The following is a 17,265-nucleotide window of genomic DNA, read 5'->3' as shown; positions in this document are numbered from 1 at the left end:
CGCGTCGTGCAGGTCCATTTGCTGTACTTCGATCAGGAGAATCTCACTTCAATGCCGTCCTCCAACACCAAGCGCGCAACGCGCGCCGCCACGGCGACAGACCCGGGAACGACCGAACCCATCACTACTAAAGTGCTTATCATCGGCAGTGGTTTCTCCGGCCTCGGTATGGCCGTGCAGCTTCGCCGAAGTGGGTACAGCGATTTCATCGTGCTGGAAAAGGCTGACTCCGTCGGCGGGACGTGGCGCGACAACACCTACCCAGGATGTGCATGCGACGTACCGTCACTGATGTATTCTTACTCGTTCGAGAGCCGCGGCAGCTGGTCGAAGGTGTGGTCCTCGCAGCCCGAAATCGAGCAGTACCTGAAAGAGATTTCCAACAAGCGTGGTGTCACTCAGAAGATTCACTTCGGGCAGAAGTTAGTATCCGGATATTGGAGCGAGTCCGAATCTCGGTGGCACCTGCGTACCGAGTCGGGCCGAGAGTACATCGCACAGTATGTCGTGTCCGGTGTCGGCGCTCTGCACATCCCGAACTATCCGAGCATCCCTGGAATCGACGATTTCACCGGTCAGGCATTCCATTCGGCAAAGTGGGATCACACGGTGGATCTCCAGGGCAAGCGGGTGGCCGTCATTGGCACCGGTGCCAGCGCGATTCAGTTCGTGCCGTTCGTGCAGAAGGAGGCCAGCGCACTCACGGTCTTCCAGCGAACCCCGGCGTGGGTGCTTCCACGCAAAAACTTCGCAGTGCCGACTGCGCTTCGGACCTTGCTCAGCAAGATCCCTGTTACTCGCCGTCTCGCGCGGTGGTCGGTCTACTGGGGCGCAGAGAGCCTGGCCTTCGGGCTCAACGGCCACTCCAACCTTATGCGACCAATCGAAAAGGTGGCGAAATGGAACATCGAGCGTTCCATCACTGACCCCGGACTACGCCGCAAGTTGATGCCGTCCTACCGCATCGGATGTAAACGCATCCTGGGATCGAACGACTACTATCCCGCACTCGCCGCGCCCAACACGACAGTGATCAGCGATCGGATCGAAAAGGTCACCGCGGACTCTATCGTCACCGCTGACGGCGTGTCGCACTCTGTAGATGTGATCATCTACGCCACAGGGTTTCATGTCACGGACGGGTTCGATCAACTCGCGCTCAAAGGCGCCCGGGGCGAGGATCTGCCGTCGCACTGGCACGAGACGGGCATCAACACCCACCTCGGCATCACCACCGAGGGATTCCCGAACTTGTTCTTCCTACTCGGACCTAACACTGGTCTGGGGCACAACTCTGTTGTATTCATGATCGAGCAGCAAATCAAGTACATCATGAAGGCCATTGACGCCGTCGACAGTCGCGGAGCGCAGCGCGTTGATGTGCGGCCCGAGGTTCAAGAACACTTCAACAAGGACATCCAGCACAAGCTCGCCAAGGGCGTATGGACCAACGGCGGATGTACGAGCTGGTATCTGGACTCGCAGGGTGTCAACCGTACGGTGTGGCCCGGATTCACCTGGCAGTACTGGCGAGCGACGAAGGACTTCAAGCCCACCGAGTACGAGATCGCCTAACAACCCAGCCGTAGGTCATCGAGAAGTGAGTATTTAACAGTGAGTAGTTCGACAGCAGACAATTATGCGAACCAGGTCGCAGTCGTCACGGGAGCCGCTTCAGGGATCGGCCGGTCCCTCGCCCTCCAACTGGCTGCACGCGGGGCCAGCCTTTCCTTGTCCGACGTCGACGAGGTACATCTCACGGAAACGGCGGCTATGTGCCGTACCGCGCATCGGGCGAAAGTCGAGACCGCCGTGTTGGACGTGGCAGATCGTGCTGCCTTCCAGGATTACGCCGAGAGCGTCCAGTCATCTTTTGGGGCCGTCAACATGGTGTTCAACAATGCCGGCGTCGCCCTCGGCGCCGACGTTGTTGACATGTCCTGGGAGGACTTTGACTGGCTGATGGGTATCAACTTCGGTGGTGTCGTCAACGGGACGAAGGCCTTCCTGCCCTATCTAATCGCCTCCGGTGATGGTCATCTGGTCAACACTTCCAGCGTCTTCGGTCTGGTCGGTATCCCGAGTCAGAGTGCCTATAATGCCGCCAAGTTCGGTGTGCGTGGCTTCACCGAAGCGCTTCGCCAAGAGATGAAGATCAGTCGGCATCCGGTCACAGTGACATGCGTTCACCCCGGCGGCGTCAAAACTAATATCGTCAATAACGCTCGGGGTGTATCCGATATGGGGGCAGATACCGCCACCATTGCCACAATGTTCAACAACATTGCCCGGACCACTCCGGAGAAAGCGGCGTCCACCATCCTCAAGGGAATGGACAAGAAGAAGCCTCGAGTGCTGATCGGCGCAGACGCGCGGGGCTTCGACTTTGTTGCACGCGTTGTCGGTCCGCGCTACCAGGACATCTCTGCGCCTGTTTCACGTGCGGGCTACGCATTGGCCCGAAAGCGGGGAATCATTAAATGAGCGTCGAGCAGGAAAATCGGCCGGGCACGACCGCGCGATCGCGGACGCTCACCGTGTCGGAGGTCGTGCAGGAGACCAAGGACTCCGTCAGCATCGCCTTCGAAGTGCCTGACGAGATCGTAGACGATTTCAAGCATCTACCCGGTCAGTTCATTACGCTGAAAATCCCGTCGGACCAGACGGGCCACGTCGCACGATGCTATTCGCTGAGCAGTTCGCCCCATGTCGACGACTTTCGCCTTGAGATCGGGGTGAAGCGCACCGCTGGGGGATATGCGTCGAACTGGTTGTGTGACAACGTCTCCGTCGGTATGGAGGTGACCGTACTCACGCCATCGGGAAAGTTCACCGCTAAGAGCCTCGACGTTGACATGCTCTTCTTCGCCGGCGGAAGTGGCATCACGCCGGTCCTGTCGCTGGTGAAGTCAGCACTGGTGTCGGGGAGTGGAGAAGTCGTGCTGTTCTACGCGAACCGTGACGCCGATTCGGTCATGTACGAGCGCCAGCTTCAGCAGATCAGATCTGAATTCGCCGAGCGGTTCACCCTGGTCTACTGGCTTGAGTCCGAGAACGGGCTCCCCACATCCGTGGCTGTCGAGAAGATTATTCGTGATCACAAGGGGTCGTCGATCTTCACGTGCGGCCCTTCCCCATTCATGGATCTGGTGGAAAGGTCTGCCGCCGCGTGTGGAGTGGACCATTCGGATGTACATCGGGAGGTGTTCCAGTCACTGGCGGGTGACCCGTTTGACACCGCCACACTACGTCGACTCAGCGACGACGAAGGTGTAGCTACAGCCACGGTTTACCTCAACGGAGAGTGCATCACCACGGAATGGCCACGTAACACACCGCTGCTCGATGTGCTTCTCTCACGAGGGCACAACGCCCCGTACTCATGTCGAGAGGGCGCGTGCAGCGCGTGTGTCTGCAAGCTCATCGAGGGCGATGTCGAGATGGCGCAGAACAACATCCTCGTCAACGACGACATTGAGGACGGTGAGCGACTCGCGTGCCAGGCACTTCCGCTCACCGACGCTGTGACGGTGAGTTTCGATGACCTTTGACTATCCGGGAGCTGGCCTATTGCCGGCGCGATCGCGGGAGGTTCTCTCGAGGGACGGCACGAGGTTGTTCGTCGAGGAGTACGGGCTGGGTGATGATGCGCCACTAATGGTGTTTAGCCACGGGTGGGCTTGCCAGAGCCGGTTCTGGCGACCCCAGATCGAACACTTCGCCCACACTCACCGTGTGGTGGTGTATGACCAACGCGGACATGGCTGGAGCGACCGGGGGCACTCCCAGTTCTCGTCGTCGCTGCTCGGCGACGACCTTGAGGCTGTCTTGCGCGCGGTCGTGACCTCGAGTCGTAAGGCCTTGGTGATCGGTCACAGTATGGGCGGAATGTCCATCATGGGTTGGGCTGCCGAGCATCCGCACTCTGTGCGTCCCTCATCACGCGGTGCCGTGCTAGCGAGCACAGGCCCCTCCCAATTGGTCAGCAGATCAACGTTAATAAGGTCGCCACGTCGATTCCGCGCCACACTCGAGCGGGGCTTCGCGGCTGGGCTCGCCATCGCGGGACCGGAGATGCTCGACACTCGTTTCAACCGACGGTTGGTAAAATACGGGACGATGGGTCCGCACGCGTCGGCCGACGTTGTAGCGGAGTGTTCCGGCATAGTATTGCGTTGCCCACCTGCGGTCCGGGGAATGTGGGGGAAGGTCCTGGCCTCCATCGACGTCAGCAAAGGAGTCGACTCACTTGCGGTGCCGACGACGGTGATCGTGGGTTCTGCCGACAAGTTGACACCTGAGATTCATTCCACTGATCTCGCCGAACGGCTGAAGCAGCGCGGTCGGTTGCATGATCTCGTGGCGTTGCCGCAGATCGGTCACATGATTAACATGGAGGCACCGAACGATTTCAACGAAGCGGTGGCGCGATTGGACGCAGCCACGGTAGAACGTTGACAGCGAACTGTCGATGCCTGTGGACTCACGCACATGGTCGCCGATGGCTTCGGGGCTTCCGGTAGGATAGTTTCCACAATGTCAGTCGTCCGCCGCGTTTCCTCCGCGCCATCTCAGGTACAGCGTCGGGTGCGTGATGCCCGCAGCACCCGGTGGGATGACCATCGCATCGCAAGACGAGCGGAGTTGGTCGATGCGGCCATACGGGCCATCGACCTCCATGGCGTAGGCGTGAGCATGGACGACATTGCTGCGGAAGCAGGCGTGTCCAAACCGAAGCTGTACCGCTACTTCGGAGACAAAGCGGGTCTAAACGGGGCGGTGGCGGCGAAGCTCGGTGCGTTGATGTGGGAGTCGGCGCAAGTCACAATCCTTGCTGAGCAAGAGCATGCGTCTGTTGACGATATGATTCGCTCGTCGGTCCAGTCCTACGTCGCGCTGGTTGGGCAACATCCCGTGGTCGTCAGCTTCCTTATGGCGAATCACTTGTTTCAGTATTCCGGATCGGGAAATGGCGGAGTTGCTGACCAATTGATGTCGGTGATGGAGGTCGTCGCCGATCGGTTCACTGAAAGTCTGCAACGTATTCACGCAGATGCCTCGATCATTCCCTTGGCAGTGGCGTCCATCCTGGGTTCTGGGCTATCTGCGACTCAGTGGTGGATCGACAGCGGTCGTGAGCAAGGGGTCGACGACAGCTATTTCGCCGCACACCTATCGGAGACGACATGGGGAATCATCAACGGCGCAGCCGCAACCCTAGGCGTCGCCTTCTCGCCTGCTCTGCCGTTCAGCCATCCCGGTTTCGCGTCCCGCCTCGAAGTGAACTGACCCCGCGTTTGCAGCTAGCCATTCGCCGAACTATCAGTGGCGGCGCGATTGATCGGTCGGTTCTTGCCTTGCGGTCGGGTCGGGTTAGAGTGGGCGCCGGTCCGTAGGTGTGTGGGCGGCAAGGAAGTCGTCAACGATGTGAGCGCAGTCGCCGTTCGTCGCGATCGTAATATCTAAGCTCCAGTCAGAATTGTGACCGATCCAGACCCGGCGTGCCCGCTACCGTGACAGTGATCTAAAACACCCAGCTACCACCCGGTGGGCTAACCCAGCCAAGTGCGATTCAGGCCTTCGTTTCAGTGCGCCTCGCCGAATCAAAGCGACTGTGCGGCCATGCATGATGCCTTCCAGAGTCGTGAATCGCCCGAGTTGTGAAGGCTCGATTAGTTGGTTTCCGGCTTCTGCTGGAACCGGATTTCACGGTAGTCGGTTATCTTCGGGTTCGACCAGTCGGCGGTCTCGTATTCGACGGGCGGACGTGTCCGATCTCGCCGTGTAGGCGGCAATGGTTCAGCCACTCGGTGTATTCGGACACAGCCATCTCAAGCGTCACCGACCCCGGACCATTCACCTTTCGGGCGCATGACCGGTTTGGCGGACACACTCGGCCTTGAACAGAGAGTTGAACGCCTCGGGGTTCACTCGCTCGGCCGCGCAGTTTCGTGATTCCACGACGCTAACCCTGGGTTTTCACGCCCTGCCTCGCGCACTCTGAGAGAGTATCGAATCTTTGTACCCCTGAGCCCAATGATGGGCGTCTTTGACGTAGTCCACAACGGTTACGCGTGCTGAAGGCACTGATTTTCGGGATTACCGGGGCTGCCCGTTAACGCAGGGTTGCAAACCTCGGAAGTGTCAGATTAACGGTGCATCGCCCCAACCGAAACTACCGACATCAAGGCCGGATCCACCGTTAATCTGACGCTACCGTAACGAAGTTTCTGTGTTTAAATTGCGCATCAGACGATTAGTGGGGAATTGCATTTGGTGAACGGCGAGACGGACTGAAAGCGGCCATTGCGGGCGAACCAGTCCTGACGTCGAACAACCGGGTTTTGGGGTATGCAGTGCCACGGAAGGGATCCGTGAGTGTGAAGACGCGTGAAGATTGCGGGCGAGGTGGCTGTGCTGATGCACCACACCCAGCTCAGAGCTGAAGTCGAGGACCGGGGTATGTCGGATACTAGCACTTGGAAGGACCCCAAACGTCACCTGTGGCCGCTGTGTCTACTCGTGCCTGCCGGGCCGTTCATCGCGTGCCTGCTGGCGAACAGTGTGTCGGGGTTGCTCTGGGGTTTCGGTGGTTACCTGCTCCTCGTGGTCGTCCCTCTCCTCGACCTGATCCGAGGGCCCGACCGCGCCGGACCGCCGGATGATGCGGTGCGGACGTTGTCGGCGGACCGGTACTACCGGTGGTGCACCTACATCTTCGTCCCGCTCCAGTACGCGGGCCTGTTCTTCGGCTTCTGGTGCCTTGCCTTCGCGGACATGACCAGGGGTGAGCGGGTAGGTCTTTCGATCACTCTGGGCATGAGTGCCGCGATCGGTATCAACGCCGCTCACGAATTGGGCCACAAGCGCGAGAAATTGGAACAGGGCCTGGCCAAGATCGCGTTGGCGCAGTCGGTGTACGGGCACTTCTACGTCGAACACAACGTCGGCCACCACGTGAAGGTCGCAACCCCTGCAGATCCGGCGAGCGCGCGATTCGGCGAGTCCTTGTTCGCGTTCTATCCCCGCGCGTTCTATGGAGGACTTGTCTCGGGTATCGAGCTCGAAACCGCTCGTCTACATCGTCAGGGCCACCGATTCTGGCACTGGCGCAACACAATTCTGCAGTCCTGGTCGGTGAGTGTCGCGATTGCCGTCGTCATCGTCGCTGCCTTCGGGTGGGCGATGCTGCCATATTTCGCGCTGCAGGCGGTCATCGGCATGCTTGTACTCGAAGCGGTGAACTACATCGAGCACTACGGTTTGCTGCGAATGCCCACTCCGGACGGAAGATTGGGAAAGGTGCGTCCTGAGCACAGTTGGAATGGTGACCACCTCGTCAGCAACGTCGTCTTGCTCAACCTGCAACGGCACTCCGATCACCACGCGCGCGCCGGACGGCGGTACCAGGCCCTTCGTAGTTGCAGCGAGGCCCCTCAATTTCCTGCGGGCTACGCCATGATGGTGGTTCTGGCGTTCATCCCGCCGCTGTGGCGCAAGGTGATGGATCCCCGCGTGCTCGGCCACTACAACGGCGACCTCTCCAGGGTGAACGTTCACCCGCCGAAGGCCGACAAAATCGAGCAGCGCTACGGCGCCGCGTTAGCCGGGAGCTCTGCCAGATGAGCGCAGTAAAGGCGGTGGGCAGAACTGTCCGCTCAGGTCGGCGATTCGGACAACGTGGGGATGCACGTCATCAGCCTGCGGCTGAAGCAACGCACGTACGATTCGCGGGCGAGGACGAAATCGCGCGGTGGGACGAACTGATCCTGCTGAGCCCAGACGAGGGCACCGTCTATCGCGGTCGCGCCAACATCGACGGCATGGCCTTACAGGGTGCCAGGCCCGTCTATCTCATCGTGGGCGGTTACGCAGTGACGGCGTTCCAGGTGGACGTGCCGCTTGTGGGAGCGCTCTGGGTGCTTTTCGGACCGCCTGTCCTCGACGTTCACGATCTGATCCGGTCCGGCCGCGCAGTGGCTGCGTTCGGGGCAGAGAACGGGATCACCGCGGTTCGGGTGCGTTCCCAACTGAAGGCGAATGCAGACGACGCCAAACTCCTTCGTGCCCAGGGTTTTACGCGGGTGCCGACGTGGTTGGACGACAGCTCGGTCATCGTGGATCTGCGCGGCTCCGAACTCGACGTGCAGGCTCGCTTCAAGAAGCGAGCGCGAAAGTCGATCCGTCGTGCAGCGCAGGAAGGTGTGACGGTCGAACGGGTCCCGGCCACCGACGAGAACTGCCGCATCCTGGGGTACGCGTTCGGGCAGGAGATCGTGCCTGCTTCTATGCTCACCATCCCACATTCGGGGCCAAGTGCCGTGGTGTTGCACTGACCGGGTCCAGATCCGACTTCTGATCGGAGTGGGGCGTCCCGCCTGGCTAACGACACGGGTCTGGGGAGAACAGTGTCGGGACCGGAGGAGTGGTCCACGGGCCGGGGAGTGGTCCTCGATTGGCCAGGCTCTCGGTGAGCAGAGATGCAGGGCGAAGTACCGCCACAGCATCGAGCGGATGTGTTCCTGGTCTCGTCCATTGGGGTAGACCACGAACACTAGTCGTGAGAACATACCAGACCTGTCCGGCTCCAACCTCTCGGGTGTGGTTTCCCGTGCCATATGGAAGAGCAGTGAGGTTGTCGCGATTACGGCCAAGAGAACCATTCTCCGAGAAATCGTCGTGGTGCTCGTCGTTGGGCCGCAACGGGTACTGGCGTCAGAAGTCGCCGTGCACGGCAGCGACCCTCATGAACGGGAATGTTGCGAGTTGGGGGACGAACGCGACTACGCGGCCGGAAGGAGCCGGCCCGGCTGGCCGTGCCGAACGATTTACCCGAGGCCATCGCGACAACCGACGACAGGCCCGTCGAAGACAGAGGCAAAGAAATCTAATTATGTCCGACGTGAGTGCCGTTGAGTCGAGTCGCTCTGCACAGATCGGTCGGGCTCCGCACGACAACAGACACATCGCGAGCACCACCCGGTGCTTCCCCCTCCCCGGACCGGTTTTAACATCCTCTACCCGGCTACCAGCAAGCGCAACCGGGCAACGGTGCTCCGGTCCCCACGACGTCAAAATGGTTCTTGGTCTAATAGCCCGACGGATCGCTGCAACGCAGCTTCTCTTACCGACTGCAACCTAAACGGTGGACCCGAGGCCGCCGCGACGACCGTGCTCGTACCCGAGCAACGCGATCTGAATTCCGTCTGCCTCGTGGTGCACTCATAAGTGCGCAATCGACGCGGTGCGACGCGTTATTTTCACGCTCAGGGCGACATCATCTTCTGGACCACCGACCTAGGCGGTGAACCGGGTGCGCGGTCCACTGATGGATGAACAGTCGCGGCCACCGTGCCTTCATCACCGGCCGCACGATAACCGGCGCTGGCCTCTCCCGCGGTGCCCAGCGGCGACAGGATGATCACTGCCGCCGGGGACCTGGGCGCGCGACAGCGCTCCGCTTCGTGTGCCGGGATGCAGCAAAGGCGCCGGGTTTCGTGTCACACGGTCCGCGCATGGGTGGTTTGACACATCACGTGAGAGGATATCGCTGTTATGTGGTACCTGCGGTACTATATGTATGAACACAAGCCCAAAAATATACACTTCTCGGAGGCTTCTGATGGCTAGGACGCGCATGGTTAGTCGTTGGCGTCGCAACATGGATGTACTCGACGACACTGTGTACACCGACATGCTCAACACACTGTCTGAGGGGTCAGTGCGACGGCATTTCAACCCTTATGTCGATATCGATTGGGATGCACCCGAGTTCGCGGTGACACCCAATGACGAGCGATGGGTCCTTCCCGGGACCGATCCGCTCGGACGTCACCCGTGGTATCAAGCGCAATCGGTCGAGCGCCAGATCGAGATCGGTATGTGGCGTCAGGCCAACGTTGCCAAGGTCGGCCTGCACTTCGAGTTGGTCCTGATCCGTGGCCTGATGGACTACGCGTTCTGGACGCCCAACGGGTCGCCCGAGTACCGCTACTGCCTGCACGAGGCCACCGAAGAGTGCAACCACACCATGATGTTCCAGGAGATGGTGAACCGTATCGGCGTCGACGTGCCCGGGATGCCAAGATTGCTGAGGTGGTCCCAACCGGTCGTCCCGTTGATGGCCGGGCCGCTGCCGATCCCGTTCTGGTTCGGCATTCTCGCCGGTGAAGAACCCATCGATCACACGCAAAAGAACGTTCTGCGCGAGGGTAAACAGCTGCACCCGATCATGGAGCGGGTGATGGCGATCCACGTGGCCGAAGAGGCGCGGCACATCTCGTTCGCGCATGAGTACCTGCGTAAGCGGGTGCCGCATTTGTCACGAGGGAAGCGGTTCTTGCTGTCGATGTTTGTGCCGGTGATGATGCGTGTGCTGTGTTCGGCCATCATGGTTCCGCCGCGGGAGTTCTGGAAGCAATTCGATATTCCGCGCTCGGTGCGCAAGGAGGTCTTCTTCAATTCGCCGGAGTCGCGGCAAACGCTACGTGACATGTTCGGTGACGTCCGGATGCTGTGCCACGACACGGGTCTGATCAATCCGCTCGCCAAGATCGTTTGGCGGATCTGCAAGATCGACGGCAAGCCGAGTCGCTACCGTAGCGAGCCGCAGCGCCAGCACGTGTCCGCCGTAGCGTAGGAGCGGCGTACATGCCCCATGTGATCACCCAGTCCTGTTGTAGCGACGGGTCCTGTGTCTACGCCTGCCCGGTGAACTGTATTCATCCGTCGCCGGACGAACCCGGTTTCGCCACCGCTGAGATGTTGTACATCGATCCGGTCTCGTGTGTCGATTGCGGCGCATGTGTCTCAGCCTGCCCGGTCAACGCGATAGCGCCGCAGGCAAAGCTGCAGCCTGAACAGTTGCCGTTTGTCGCGCTCAACGCGGCGTTCTACCCGGATCGGCCCGCAGGCGAAAAGGTGCCGCCGACGTCTAAGCTGGCGCCGGTCATCGCCGCCCCTAAAGTCGATGCACGCGAGTCGGATCCGTTGACGGTGGCGATTGTTGGCTCTGGCCCGGCGGCGATGTATGCCGCCGACGAACTGTTGACCCAGTCAGGCGTACGGGTCAACGTCTTCGAACGGCTCCCGACGCCCTATGGGCTGGTGCGGGCCGGCGTCGCACCCGACCATCAGAACACCAAGCGGGTGACCCGGCTTTTCGACGAAGTGAGCCGCTCGTCCGGGTTCACCTTTTACCTCAACGTCGAGGTGGGATTGGATGTGTCCCACGCCGAACTGCTGGCCCACCATCACGCGGTGTTATACGCCGTCGGAGCGCCGCACGATCGCAGACTGGACGTCGACGGCATGGGACTGCCCGGCACCGGCACGGCCACCGAAATGGTCGCGTGGATTAACGGACATCCCGAATACACCGATCTCCCTGTCGAGCTGGAACATGAACAAGTGGTGCTGGTCGGCAACGGCAACGTCGCGCTCGACGTGGCCCGCATTTTGACGACCGATCCGGACGCATTGGCGCGCACGGACATCGCCGATCACGCGCTGGCCGCACTGCGGCAGTCGAAGATCACCGAAGTGGTGATCGCAGCCCGCCGCGGGCCGGCGCAGTCCGCTTTCACCCTGCCGGAATTGATCGGGCTGACGTCAGCGTGCGACGTGGTTCTCGATGCGACCGACCATGCTCTCGTGCAGGCCGACCTCGCCACGGCGGAGGACCCGCTGATCCGAAACAAACTGGAGGTACTGAGCAAGCTCGGAGACGCGTCAGTGCCCGCGACGGGCCCGCAGATCCGGCTGGCCTACCGGCTGACACCCGAGCGCATCCTCGGCAGCGACCGTGTCAGCGGCATCGTCTTCAACATCACCGGCACAGACCGAACCTGCCACCTCGACGCCGGCCTGGTACTGACGTCGATCGGCTACCGCGGCAAAGCGATCCGCGATCTGCCCTTCGACGACGCCGCCGCCGTGGTACCCAACGACGGCGGTCGGGTCATCGATCCGCAGAAGGGACAGCCCGTGCACGGCACCTATGTGGCCGGCTGGATCAAGCGCGGGCCCACTGGCTTCATCGGCACCAACAAGTCATGCGCACGGGAGACGGTGCAGAGCCTTGTCGACGACTACAACGCCGGTTTGTTGCACGGCCCGCGCATCAAGCCCGCCGCTTTGCAGAAGCTGGTGCGCAGCCGCAGACCGGATGTGGTGAGCGCGGCCGGATGGAAGGCCATCGACGAGGCCGAGATCGAGCGCGGCGGCGATCACCGCCCGCGCGACAAGTTCACCTCCGTCGCCGACATGGTTGCAGCTGCGGCCACCGCACCTGAACCGTCGTTCCCGAAACGGGTGCTGGCCGTCGTTCGTCACTAACGACGAGCCCGCGGTCGGCGCTGGGAAGAGGTTTCGCCCGTCGGCGGCTATCCGGGTGCGGTAGCCAACGAAGCAGCGATCGCACTGCCGAATCCCACCGACCAGTCCAGGAGGCACGGCACCCCCGCCTTCCGCAGCTGTCGGTCGGTGGGACTCCACGACCGGCCCGCAGGCCTCAGGCGTCAGCTTTTTGGCGATTGGCCAGCCGATGTGGGTAGCTCAACAGGACGCTGAGTTACGAAGCAATTAGGCACCCAGGTTTGTGTCGGCAGGGTTCGTCCTTTGAGGGAGCAGTCGCCGTGTGGTGTCCAGTATTGGCGTTCGGGTTCGCTGGCGGCTCTGATGACGGCGTCGCTGGCGAGGATCCGTCCCGGCGTGTGTTTGGCGAGTTCGGTGAGGCGTGATGCCTCGTTGACCGCGTCGCCTATGACGGTGTATTCCAGGCGCTGGTCGGTGCCGAGGTTTCCGGCGAAGACGGGGCCGGTGGCGAGTCCGATCCCGATGTCGAGTTCCCCGTGACCCAGGATGCGGTCGCGGATCTGTCGTGCGGCGTGGAGTGCGGAGTCAGCGGCATCGGCTCGGGCGACGGGCGCCCCGAAGATGCAGAGTGCGGCGTCTCCCTCGAATTTGTTGACCAGACCCCGTGGTGGCTCTCGGTCGCCGCGATCACTTCTGCGAGGAGGCGGTTGAGTTTGTCGACGAATTCTTGCGGTGAGATCTGGTGGGCGAGTGCCGTCGAGTTGGTTACGTCGACGAACAGTGCTGTTATCTCCCGGATTTCGCCGGTCAGGTCGGCTCCTCGGTCGAGTGCGCGTTGCGCGACGTCTCTTCCGACGTGCCGTCCGAACAGGTCGCGCAGTCGGTCCTGCTCCTGGAGTCCGCGGACCATGTCGTTCACGGTGGATTGCAGTACCCCGATTTCGCTGCTGTCGTCGACGGGCACGCGCACGTCGAGCCGGCCCTGCCCGATGCGGCGGAGTGCACCGCGCATCTGGTGGATCGGTTGTGCGACGGCGCGGGCCAGCAGTGTTTCCGCGAGAGCTCCGGATACGAGTCCGAGGGCGGCGAGGTAGGTCGCGGCGCGGATGCGGTCGGGCGGTGCCGCATCTGGATAGTGCAGGAGCGCGATGGCCGCGGCCAATGGCAGCGCGGAGGTCAGCGCCCAGGTCAGGATCAGCCGGGAGATGACTGACGTTCGTGGTGGCGCGTGTGCGGTGTCGACTGCCAGGATCGTGGCCATCACTGGACGGAGTGCAAGTTCGACGAAGAGGTAGTTGTATCCGACGGTGGCAAGTCCGCCCAATGTCATGAGTAGGGTTCCGCCGAGGGCCTCCCAGACGGGCAGGAGCGCGAAGGCCGAGCCGGACATCGCGAGGATGCCCCCGGCCCACAGAGATCCGATGAGGACGGTGGGCTCGGTGGGCAATCGCAGGGTGTGGCGGGCGTGGTCGGGTGTCGGCGCAGAGGAGGTGTCCAGCCACCCGAGGCTGCGTCGACGCAGGGCGAGGACGCCGCGAACTGCGGCGAGCAGAGCCACGACCACGTAGATCGCCAGGATCTGCAGAAGCGTTCCGAGCTGGGCACCGAATCGGTGCGGTGCGCCGCCCAGAACGATCAGCAGCGCGACGACGACGGCCCCGCCCACGCTCGAGCCCACGGTCAGCAGTGGTAGACCCCACCTCGTGCGTAACAGCACCGGAACTGGCCGGGCCGCATTGTGGGCTTCTGGTGGGTGTGGCCGCCCGGGGTGTGGACGGGCACTGGTGTGCCGCATTGCCGATGCATCTTCTTTCGGTCGTGTCAGCGGTCCGGCGGGTGCGGTGACGGTCTGTCCGGCCCGTCGTGGTCGAGCGCGGAGGTGAGGCGGTCGAGTAGGTCCTGGACGGCGCCGGGGGCGCCATGTTGGGCGAAGTGCTCGATCGACACGGCGATGAACACCGCGTGGGCGGTGAACAAGGCGGTGCCGTCATCGGCGGTGGCGGTCGCCTTAAGGTGCAGTTTGCGGCCGTCAATCTCCCGGACGTGGGCGCTGATGCGCAGGGGCCGGTGCAGCGGGACGGGGGCGAGGTAGTCGACGGTGAGGCTCCGGGTCACTGCCGGGGTGCGGGCGATCCAGAGGCCGAAGCCGAACAGGTCGTCGCAGGCGGCGGCCACTGCCCCGCCGTGCGCGAGGCCGGGCGCACCGATGTGGCGTTCGCCGAACGTCACATCGGTGTAGACCTCGTCGCCGGAGCGGAACACCACCAGTTGCAGGCCGGCGGGATTGTCTGGCCCGCACCCCATGCAGGTCGGCGAGTGCGGCGGCAGCGGTAGCTGGGTCACGGGCGTTCCTTCTCGACGGTGCTGGCTAGCGGCGGGCGCGGGATCGACCTGCGCTGGGCCGGTTCAGCCGGGCTCCTCGATGCGCCTGCGTCCGGGGAAGCGCGGCCGGGCGCCCAGAGCAGCAGGATCGCGGCACCCGCCGCCGCGATGAGTGCGAGGACGATCGCGGACTGCTCGACGCCGTGCAGGAACGCGGACTTGGCGAAGTCGGCGAGTTGCTGGCCGGCCGGTCCCGCCCGGTCGGCGACCTCGAGGGCACCGGCGAGTGAGTCGGCGACCGGGCCCCGCGCCTCCGGTGGGAGCCGCGCGACCGCGGGGGCGATGTTGTGGCTGTACCCGGCGGCCAGGACACTGCCGGCGACCGCGATGCCGATCGCCGCGCCGATCTCGCGGGTGGCGTCGTTGACCGCCGCGGCGACCCCGTGCTTTTCGACCGCGGTGTCCGCGACGATAGCCGCCGTCGCCGGCGCCGCGGTCAGGCCCAGACCCGAGCTCATGATCAGCGTCGGCCACATCACGTCGAGGTAGGTGGTGTCCAAATCCAGCCGGCTGATGAAGTAGAACCCCGCGGCGATGGCGAGCAGACCGGTCACTGTCATCAACCGCAACCCCAGCCGGGTCGTCATCCACGGTGCGACCGCCGACAAGAGCACCAACGGCACCATCATCGGCGCCAAGGCCAGCGCTGAACCCAACGGGCTGTATCCAAAGATCAACTGCAGGTATTGGACGAGGACCAGGAAGACACCGAACGTCACCAGGAACTGGATGGTGATGGAGAACGATCCGCTCCCGAAGCCCCGACGGGCGAAGAACCGCACATCGAGCAGCGGATGATCCGCCCGCAACTCCCACACCACGAACACCACTGTGGCCACCACCCCCAGCCCGAACCCGGCGACCACCACGGGATCCGACCAGCCGCGTACTGGGGCTTCGATGATGGCGAGCACCACTAGTCCGACCGCGAACACCACCGCGACCGATCCGATCACATCCATCAGCGGCGGATTTTCCTGGCGGGATTCGGGAATGGAGAAGGCACACAACAGCAGAAACACCCCCACCGCGGTCAGGCCGACGAAGATCGACTGCCACGACCAGTAGTTGAGCAGCAGCCCCGACCCGAGAATCCCCAGCAGACCCCCGGACCCGGCGACCCCCGCCCAGATCCCGACCGCACGCCCCCGCTGCTGCTCGGGGAATCCCGCAGTCAGGATCGACAGCGTGGACGGCATCATGAACGCCGCACCCACCCCGGCCGCTGCCCGCGCCGCGATCAACCACCACGGTGTCGATACCAACAGTGGCACCGCCGAGGCCAGCGAAAACAGCGCCAACCCCACGATCAGCACCGCCCGTCGGCCGTAGCGGTCACCCAGGGCCCCGGCGGGCAACACCAGACACGCCAGCACCAGCGTGTACCCGTCGACCACCCAGGTGAGCTGGGTTTGCGTCGCCCCGGTGGCTACCGCAATGTTCGGAAGCGCGGTGTACAGGGCCGCCATTGAGGCGACCACCAGGGCCACCGACAGGCACGAGACCACCAACGTCCACTTCTGCGCCCGCGACAGCAGTACTCGATCATCGGCGGTCATACAGCCACCTCCACTTAACGCTACAGTTGGTAGCGTTACACTACTATGAGTAGCACAATGCGGGTGCGGGGATAGTGCCTGCGGCTGATCCGGGGGCACAATTACGAGATGGGCGAAGAGATGATCAACCAGAACACCGACGACGACGAGGACCGGCTCGTGGATCCCCGGAAGGCACGCTCACGCGCACGACTGCTCGACGCGGCGACGTCCCTGCTCTCGACCGGCGGTATCGAGGCCGTCACGATCGACGCGGTCACCAAGGCGTCCAAGGTCGCGCGGACTACCCTCTATCGGCACTTCACCGACAGCACCCAGCTCCTGGCCGCGGCGTTCGAGCGTCTGCTACCCCCGGTCACCGCGCCGCCGGCGTCCGGAACGATCCGTGAACAGTTGATCGAACTGCTGGACCGTCAGGCCAAGCTCATCGAGGAAGCCCCCGCCCAACTGACGATGCTCGGGTGGCTCGCCCTCGGGTCCGCCCAACCCGGCACGGCCGAGGCGACATCGCATCCCGAAGAAGACCGCAACCCGGTCAGTTCCCTTCGCGCACGGGTGGTCAACCAATACCGCGAACCGTTCGACCGGATCCTGGGCAGCCCCGAAGCCCAGCAAGAGCTCGGTCGCTTCGACACCAATCTCGCCCTGACCCAACTCGTCGGACCCATCGTCTTCACCCGACTCACTGCACTCCCGCCGATCGGCCCGGCTGAACGACAGCAACTCGTCGACGACTTTCTCGCTGCACGCTCCGCGCAACGCGCGCTGACAGTGACCCGCACTGATCTCTGATTCAGCACCCCGCCCGAGGCGGCGGGTCGTCAAGGACCCCAATCTCTTGCCCGGCTCCAGAGCGGTGTCCTCGGCGGCTTTTCTCAGACGCTCGCTCAAAATCGTTGCACCAAAGCTCAGCTCCAGCGAATCATTCATGTACCGAATGTCGGTGGCACGGGAGTGTCCGATTAACGGTGGATCCGACCTTGGTGTCGGTTAGTTACCGTTTGGGGTG

The 17,265-nt window shown here is 62.8% G+C and carries 13 protein-coding genes and 1 pseudogene; 10 read left to right on the top strand and 4 right to left on the bottom strand.

All coding sequences use genetic code 11. The features are described 5' to 3' along the window. Positions 1-51: 51 nt before the first annotated feature. From BFL43_RS03185 to BFL43_RS03145, 9 genes are all read left to right on the top strand, one after another. On the top strand, positions 52-1,575 hold the full coding sequence (locus BFL43_RS03185; protein ID WP_084890726.1) for an NAD(P)/FAD-dependent oxidoreductase: 1,524 nt from the start codon (positions 52-54) through the stop codon (positions 1,573-1,575). 39 nt (positions 1,576-1,614) lie between these two features. Then, positions 1,615-2,484, top strand: a complete 870-nt coding sequence (locus BFL43_RS03180; protein ID WP_084890694.1) for an SDR family NAD(P)-dependent oxidoreductase — start codon at positions 1,615-1,617, stop codon at positions 2,482-2,484. After that, complete coding sequence (locus BFL43_RS03175; RefSeq protein ID WP_084890692.1) at positions 2,481-3,551, top strand: ferredoxin--NADP reductase; 1,071 nt, start codon at positions 2,481-2,483, stop codon at positions 3,549-3,551. Before BFL43_RS03180 ends, BFL43_RS03175 begins: the two co-directional genes overlap by 4 nt. Further along, positions 3,541-4,458 (top strand): alpha/beta hydrolase, encoded by a 918-nt coding sequence (locus BFL43_RS03170; protein WP_084890690.1) that lies wholly within the window; start codon positions 3,541-3,543, stop codon positions 4,456-4,458. Before BFL43_RS03175 ends, BFL43_RS03170 begins: the two co-directional genes overlap by 11 nt. A gap of 78 nt (positions 4,459-4,536) precedes the next feature. Then, entirely contained in the window at positions 4,537-5,289 is a 753-nt protein-coding gene (locus BFL43_RS03165) for a TetR/AcrR family transcriptional regulator (protein ID WP_084890724.1), read from the top strand. 1,173 nt (positions 5,290-6,462) lie between these two features. Continuing rightward, positions 6,463-7,626, top strand: coding sequence for an alkane 1-monooxygenase (locus BFL43_RS03160; RefSeq protein WP_084890722.1), 1,164 nt, complete (start codon positions 6,463-6,465; stop codon positions 7,624-7,626). Continuing rightward, on the top strand, positions 7,623-8,336 hold the full coding sequence (locus BFL43_RS03155; protein ID WP_143695060.1) for a hypothetical protein: 714 nt from the start codon (positions 7,623-7,625) through the stop codon (positions 8,334-8,336). Before BFL43_RS03160 ends, BFL43_RS03155 begins: the two co-directional genes overlap by 4 nt. Positions 8,337-9,622: 1,286 nt before the next feature. Further along, entirely contained in the window at positions 9,623-10,639 is a 1,017-nt protein-coding gene (locus tag BFL43_RS03150) for a diiron oxygenase (RefSeq protein ID WP_084890686.1), read from the top strand. 11 nt (positions 10,640-10,650) lie between these two features. Next, entirely contained in the window at positions 10,651-12,336 is a 1,686-nt protein-coding gene (locus tag BFL43_RS03145) for an FAD-dependent oxidoreductase (RefSeq protein WP_084890684.1), read from the top strand. A gap of 182 nt (positions 12,337-12,518) precedes the next feature. Here BFL43_RS03145 and BFL43_RS29310 read toward each other — a convergent pair whose 3' ends face one another. The 4 genes and pseudogenes from BFL43_RS29310 to BFL43_RS03130 form a co-directional block, all read right to left on the bottom strand. Next, positions 12,519-12,938 carry an adenylate/guanylate cyclase domain-containing protein gene (locus tag BFL43_RS29310; RefSeq protein ID WP_240498029.1) on the bottom strand — a complete coding sequence of 140 codons (420 nt, stop codon included), beginning with the start codon at positions 12,936-12,938 and terminating at the stop codon, positions 12,519-12,521. Positions 12,939-13,264: 326 nt separating this feature from the next. Beyond that, positions 13,265-13,327: pseudogene (locus BFL43_RS29305) on the bottom strand (hypothetical protein); the annotation flags it as partial. A gap of 809 nt (positions 13,328-14,136) precedes the next feature. Next, positions 14,137-14,658, bottom strand: coding sequence for a PaaI family thioesterase (locus BFL43_RS03135; RefSeq protein ID WP_084890682.1), 522 nt, complete (start codon positions 14,656-14,658; stop codon positions 14,137-14,139). Further along, a complete protein-coding gene (locus tag BFL43_RS03130) occupies positions 14,655-16,256 on the bottom strand; it encodes an MFS transporter (RefSeq protein WP_084890679.1) in 1,602 nt (533 codons plus the stop codon). The genes BFL43_RS03135 and BFL43_RS03130 overlap by 4 nt, the downstream gene beginning before the upstream one ends. Positions 16,257-16,376: 120 nt before the next feature. On the opposite strand from BFL43_RS03130, the gene BFL43_RS03125 reads away from it, so the two are divergent. Next, positions 16,377-17,048 (top strand): TetR/AcrR family transcriptional regulator, encoded by a 672-nt coding sequence (locus BFL43_RS03125; protein ID WP_084890720.1) that lies wholly within the window; start codon positions 16,377-16,379, stop codon positions 17,046-17,048. Positions 17,049-17,265 lie beyond the last annotated feature (217 nt).

The organism is Williamsia sp. 1135 (assembly GCF_002095395.1).
GTDB lineage: Bacteria > Actinomycetota > Actinomycetes > Mycobacteriales > Mycobacteriaceae > Williamsia.
Note: the sequence above shows the minus strand (reverse complement) of the source record. Positions and strands in the feature narration are given on the sequence as shown.

Excerpts from the sequence above, each read along its gene's own strand:
- BFL43_RS03175 (WP_084890692.1), top strand. The coding sequence starts at position 2,481 with ATGAGCGTCGAGCAGGAAAATCGGCCGGGCACGACCGCGCGATCGCGG.
- BFL43_RS03170 (WP_084890690.1), top strand. The coding sequence starts at position 3,541 with ATGACCTTTGACTATCCGGGAGCTGGCCTATTGCCGGCGCGATCGCGG.
- BFL43_RS03150 (WP_084890686.1), top strand. The coding sequence starts at position 9,623 with ATGGCTAGGACGCGCATGGTTAGTCGTTGGCGTCGCAACATGGATGTA.
- BFL43_RS03185 (WP_084890726.1), top strand. The coding sequence starts at position 52 with ATGCCGTCCTCCAACACCAAGCGCGCAACGCGCGCCGCCACGGCGACA.
- BFL43_RS03130 (WP_084890679.1), bottom strand. The coding sequence starts at position 16,256 with ATGACCGCCGATGATCGAGTACTGCTGTCGCGGGCGCAGAAGTGGACG.
- BFL43_RS03155 (WP_143695060.1), top strand. The coding sequence starts at position 7,623 with ATGAGCGCAGTAAAGGCGGTGGGCAGAACTGTCCGCTCAGGTCGGCGA.
- BFL43_RS03165 (WP_084890724.1), top strand. The coding sequence starts at position 4,537 with ATGTCAGTCGTCCGCCGCGTTTCCTCCGCGCCATCTCAGGTACAGCGT.
- BFL43_RS03125 (WP_084890720.1), top strand. The coding sequence starts at position 16,377 with ATGATCAACCAGAACACCGACGACGACGAGGACCGGCTCGTGGATCCC.
- BFL43_RS03160 (WP_084890722.1), top strand. The coding sequence starts at position 6,463 with ATGTCGGATACTAGCACTTGGAAGGACCCCAAACGTCACCTGTGGCCG.
- BFL43_RS03145 (WP_084890684.1), top strand. The coding sequence starts at position 10,651 with ATGCCCCATGTGATCACCCAGTCCTGTTGTAGCGACGGGTCCTGTGTC.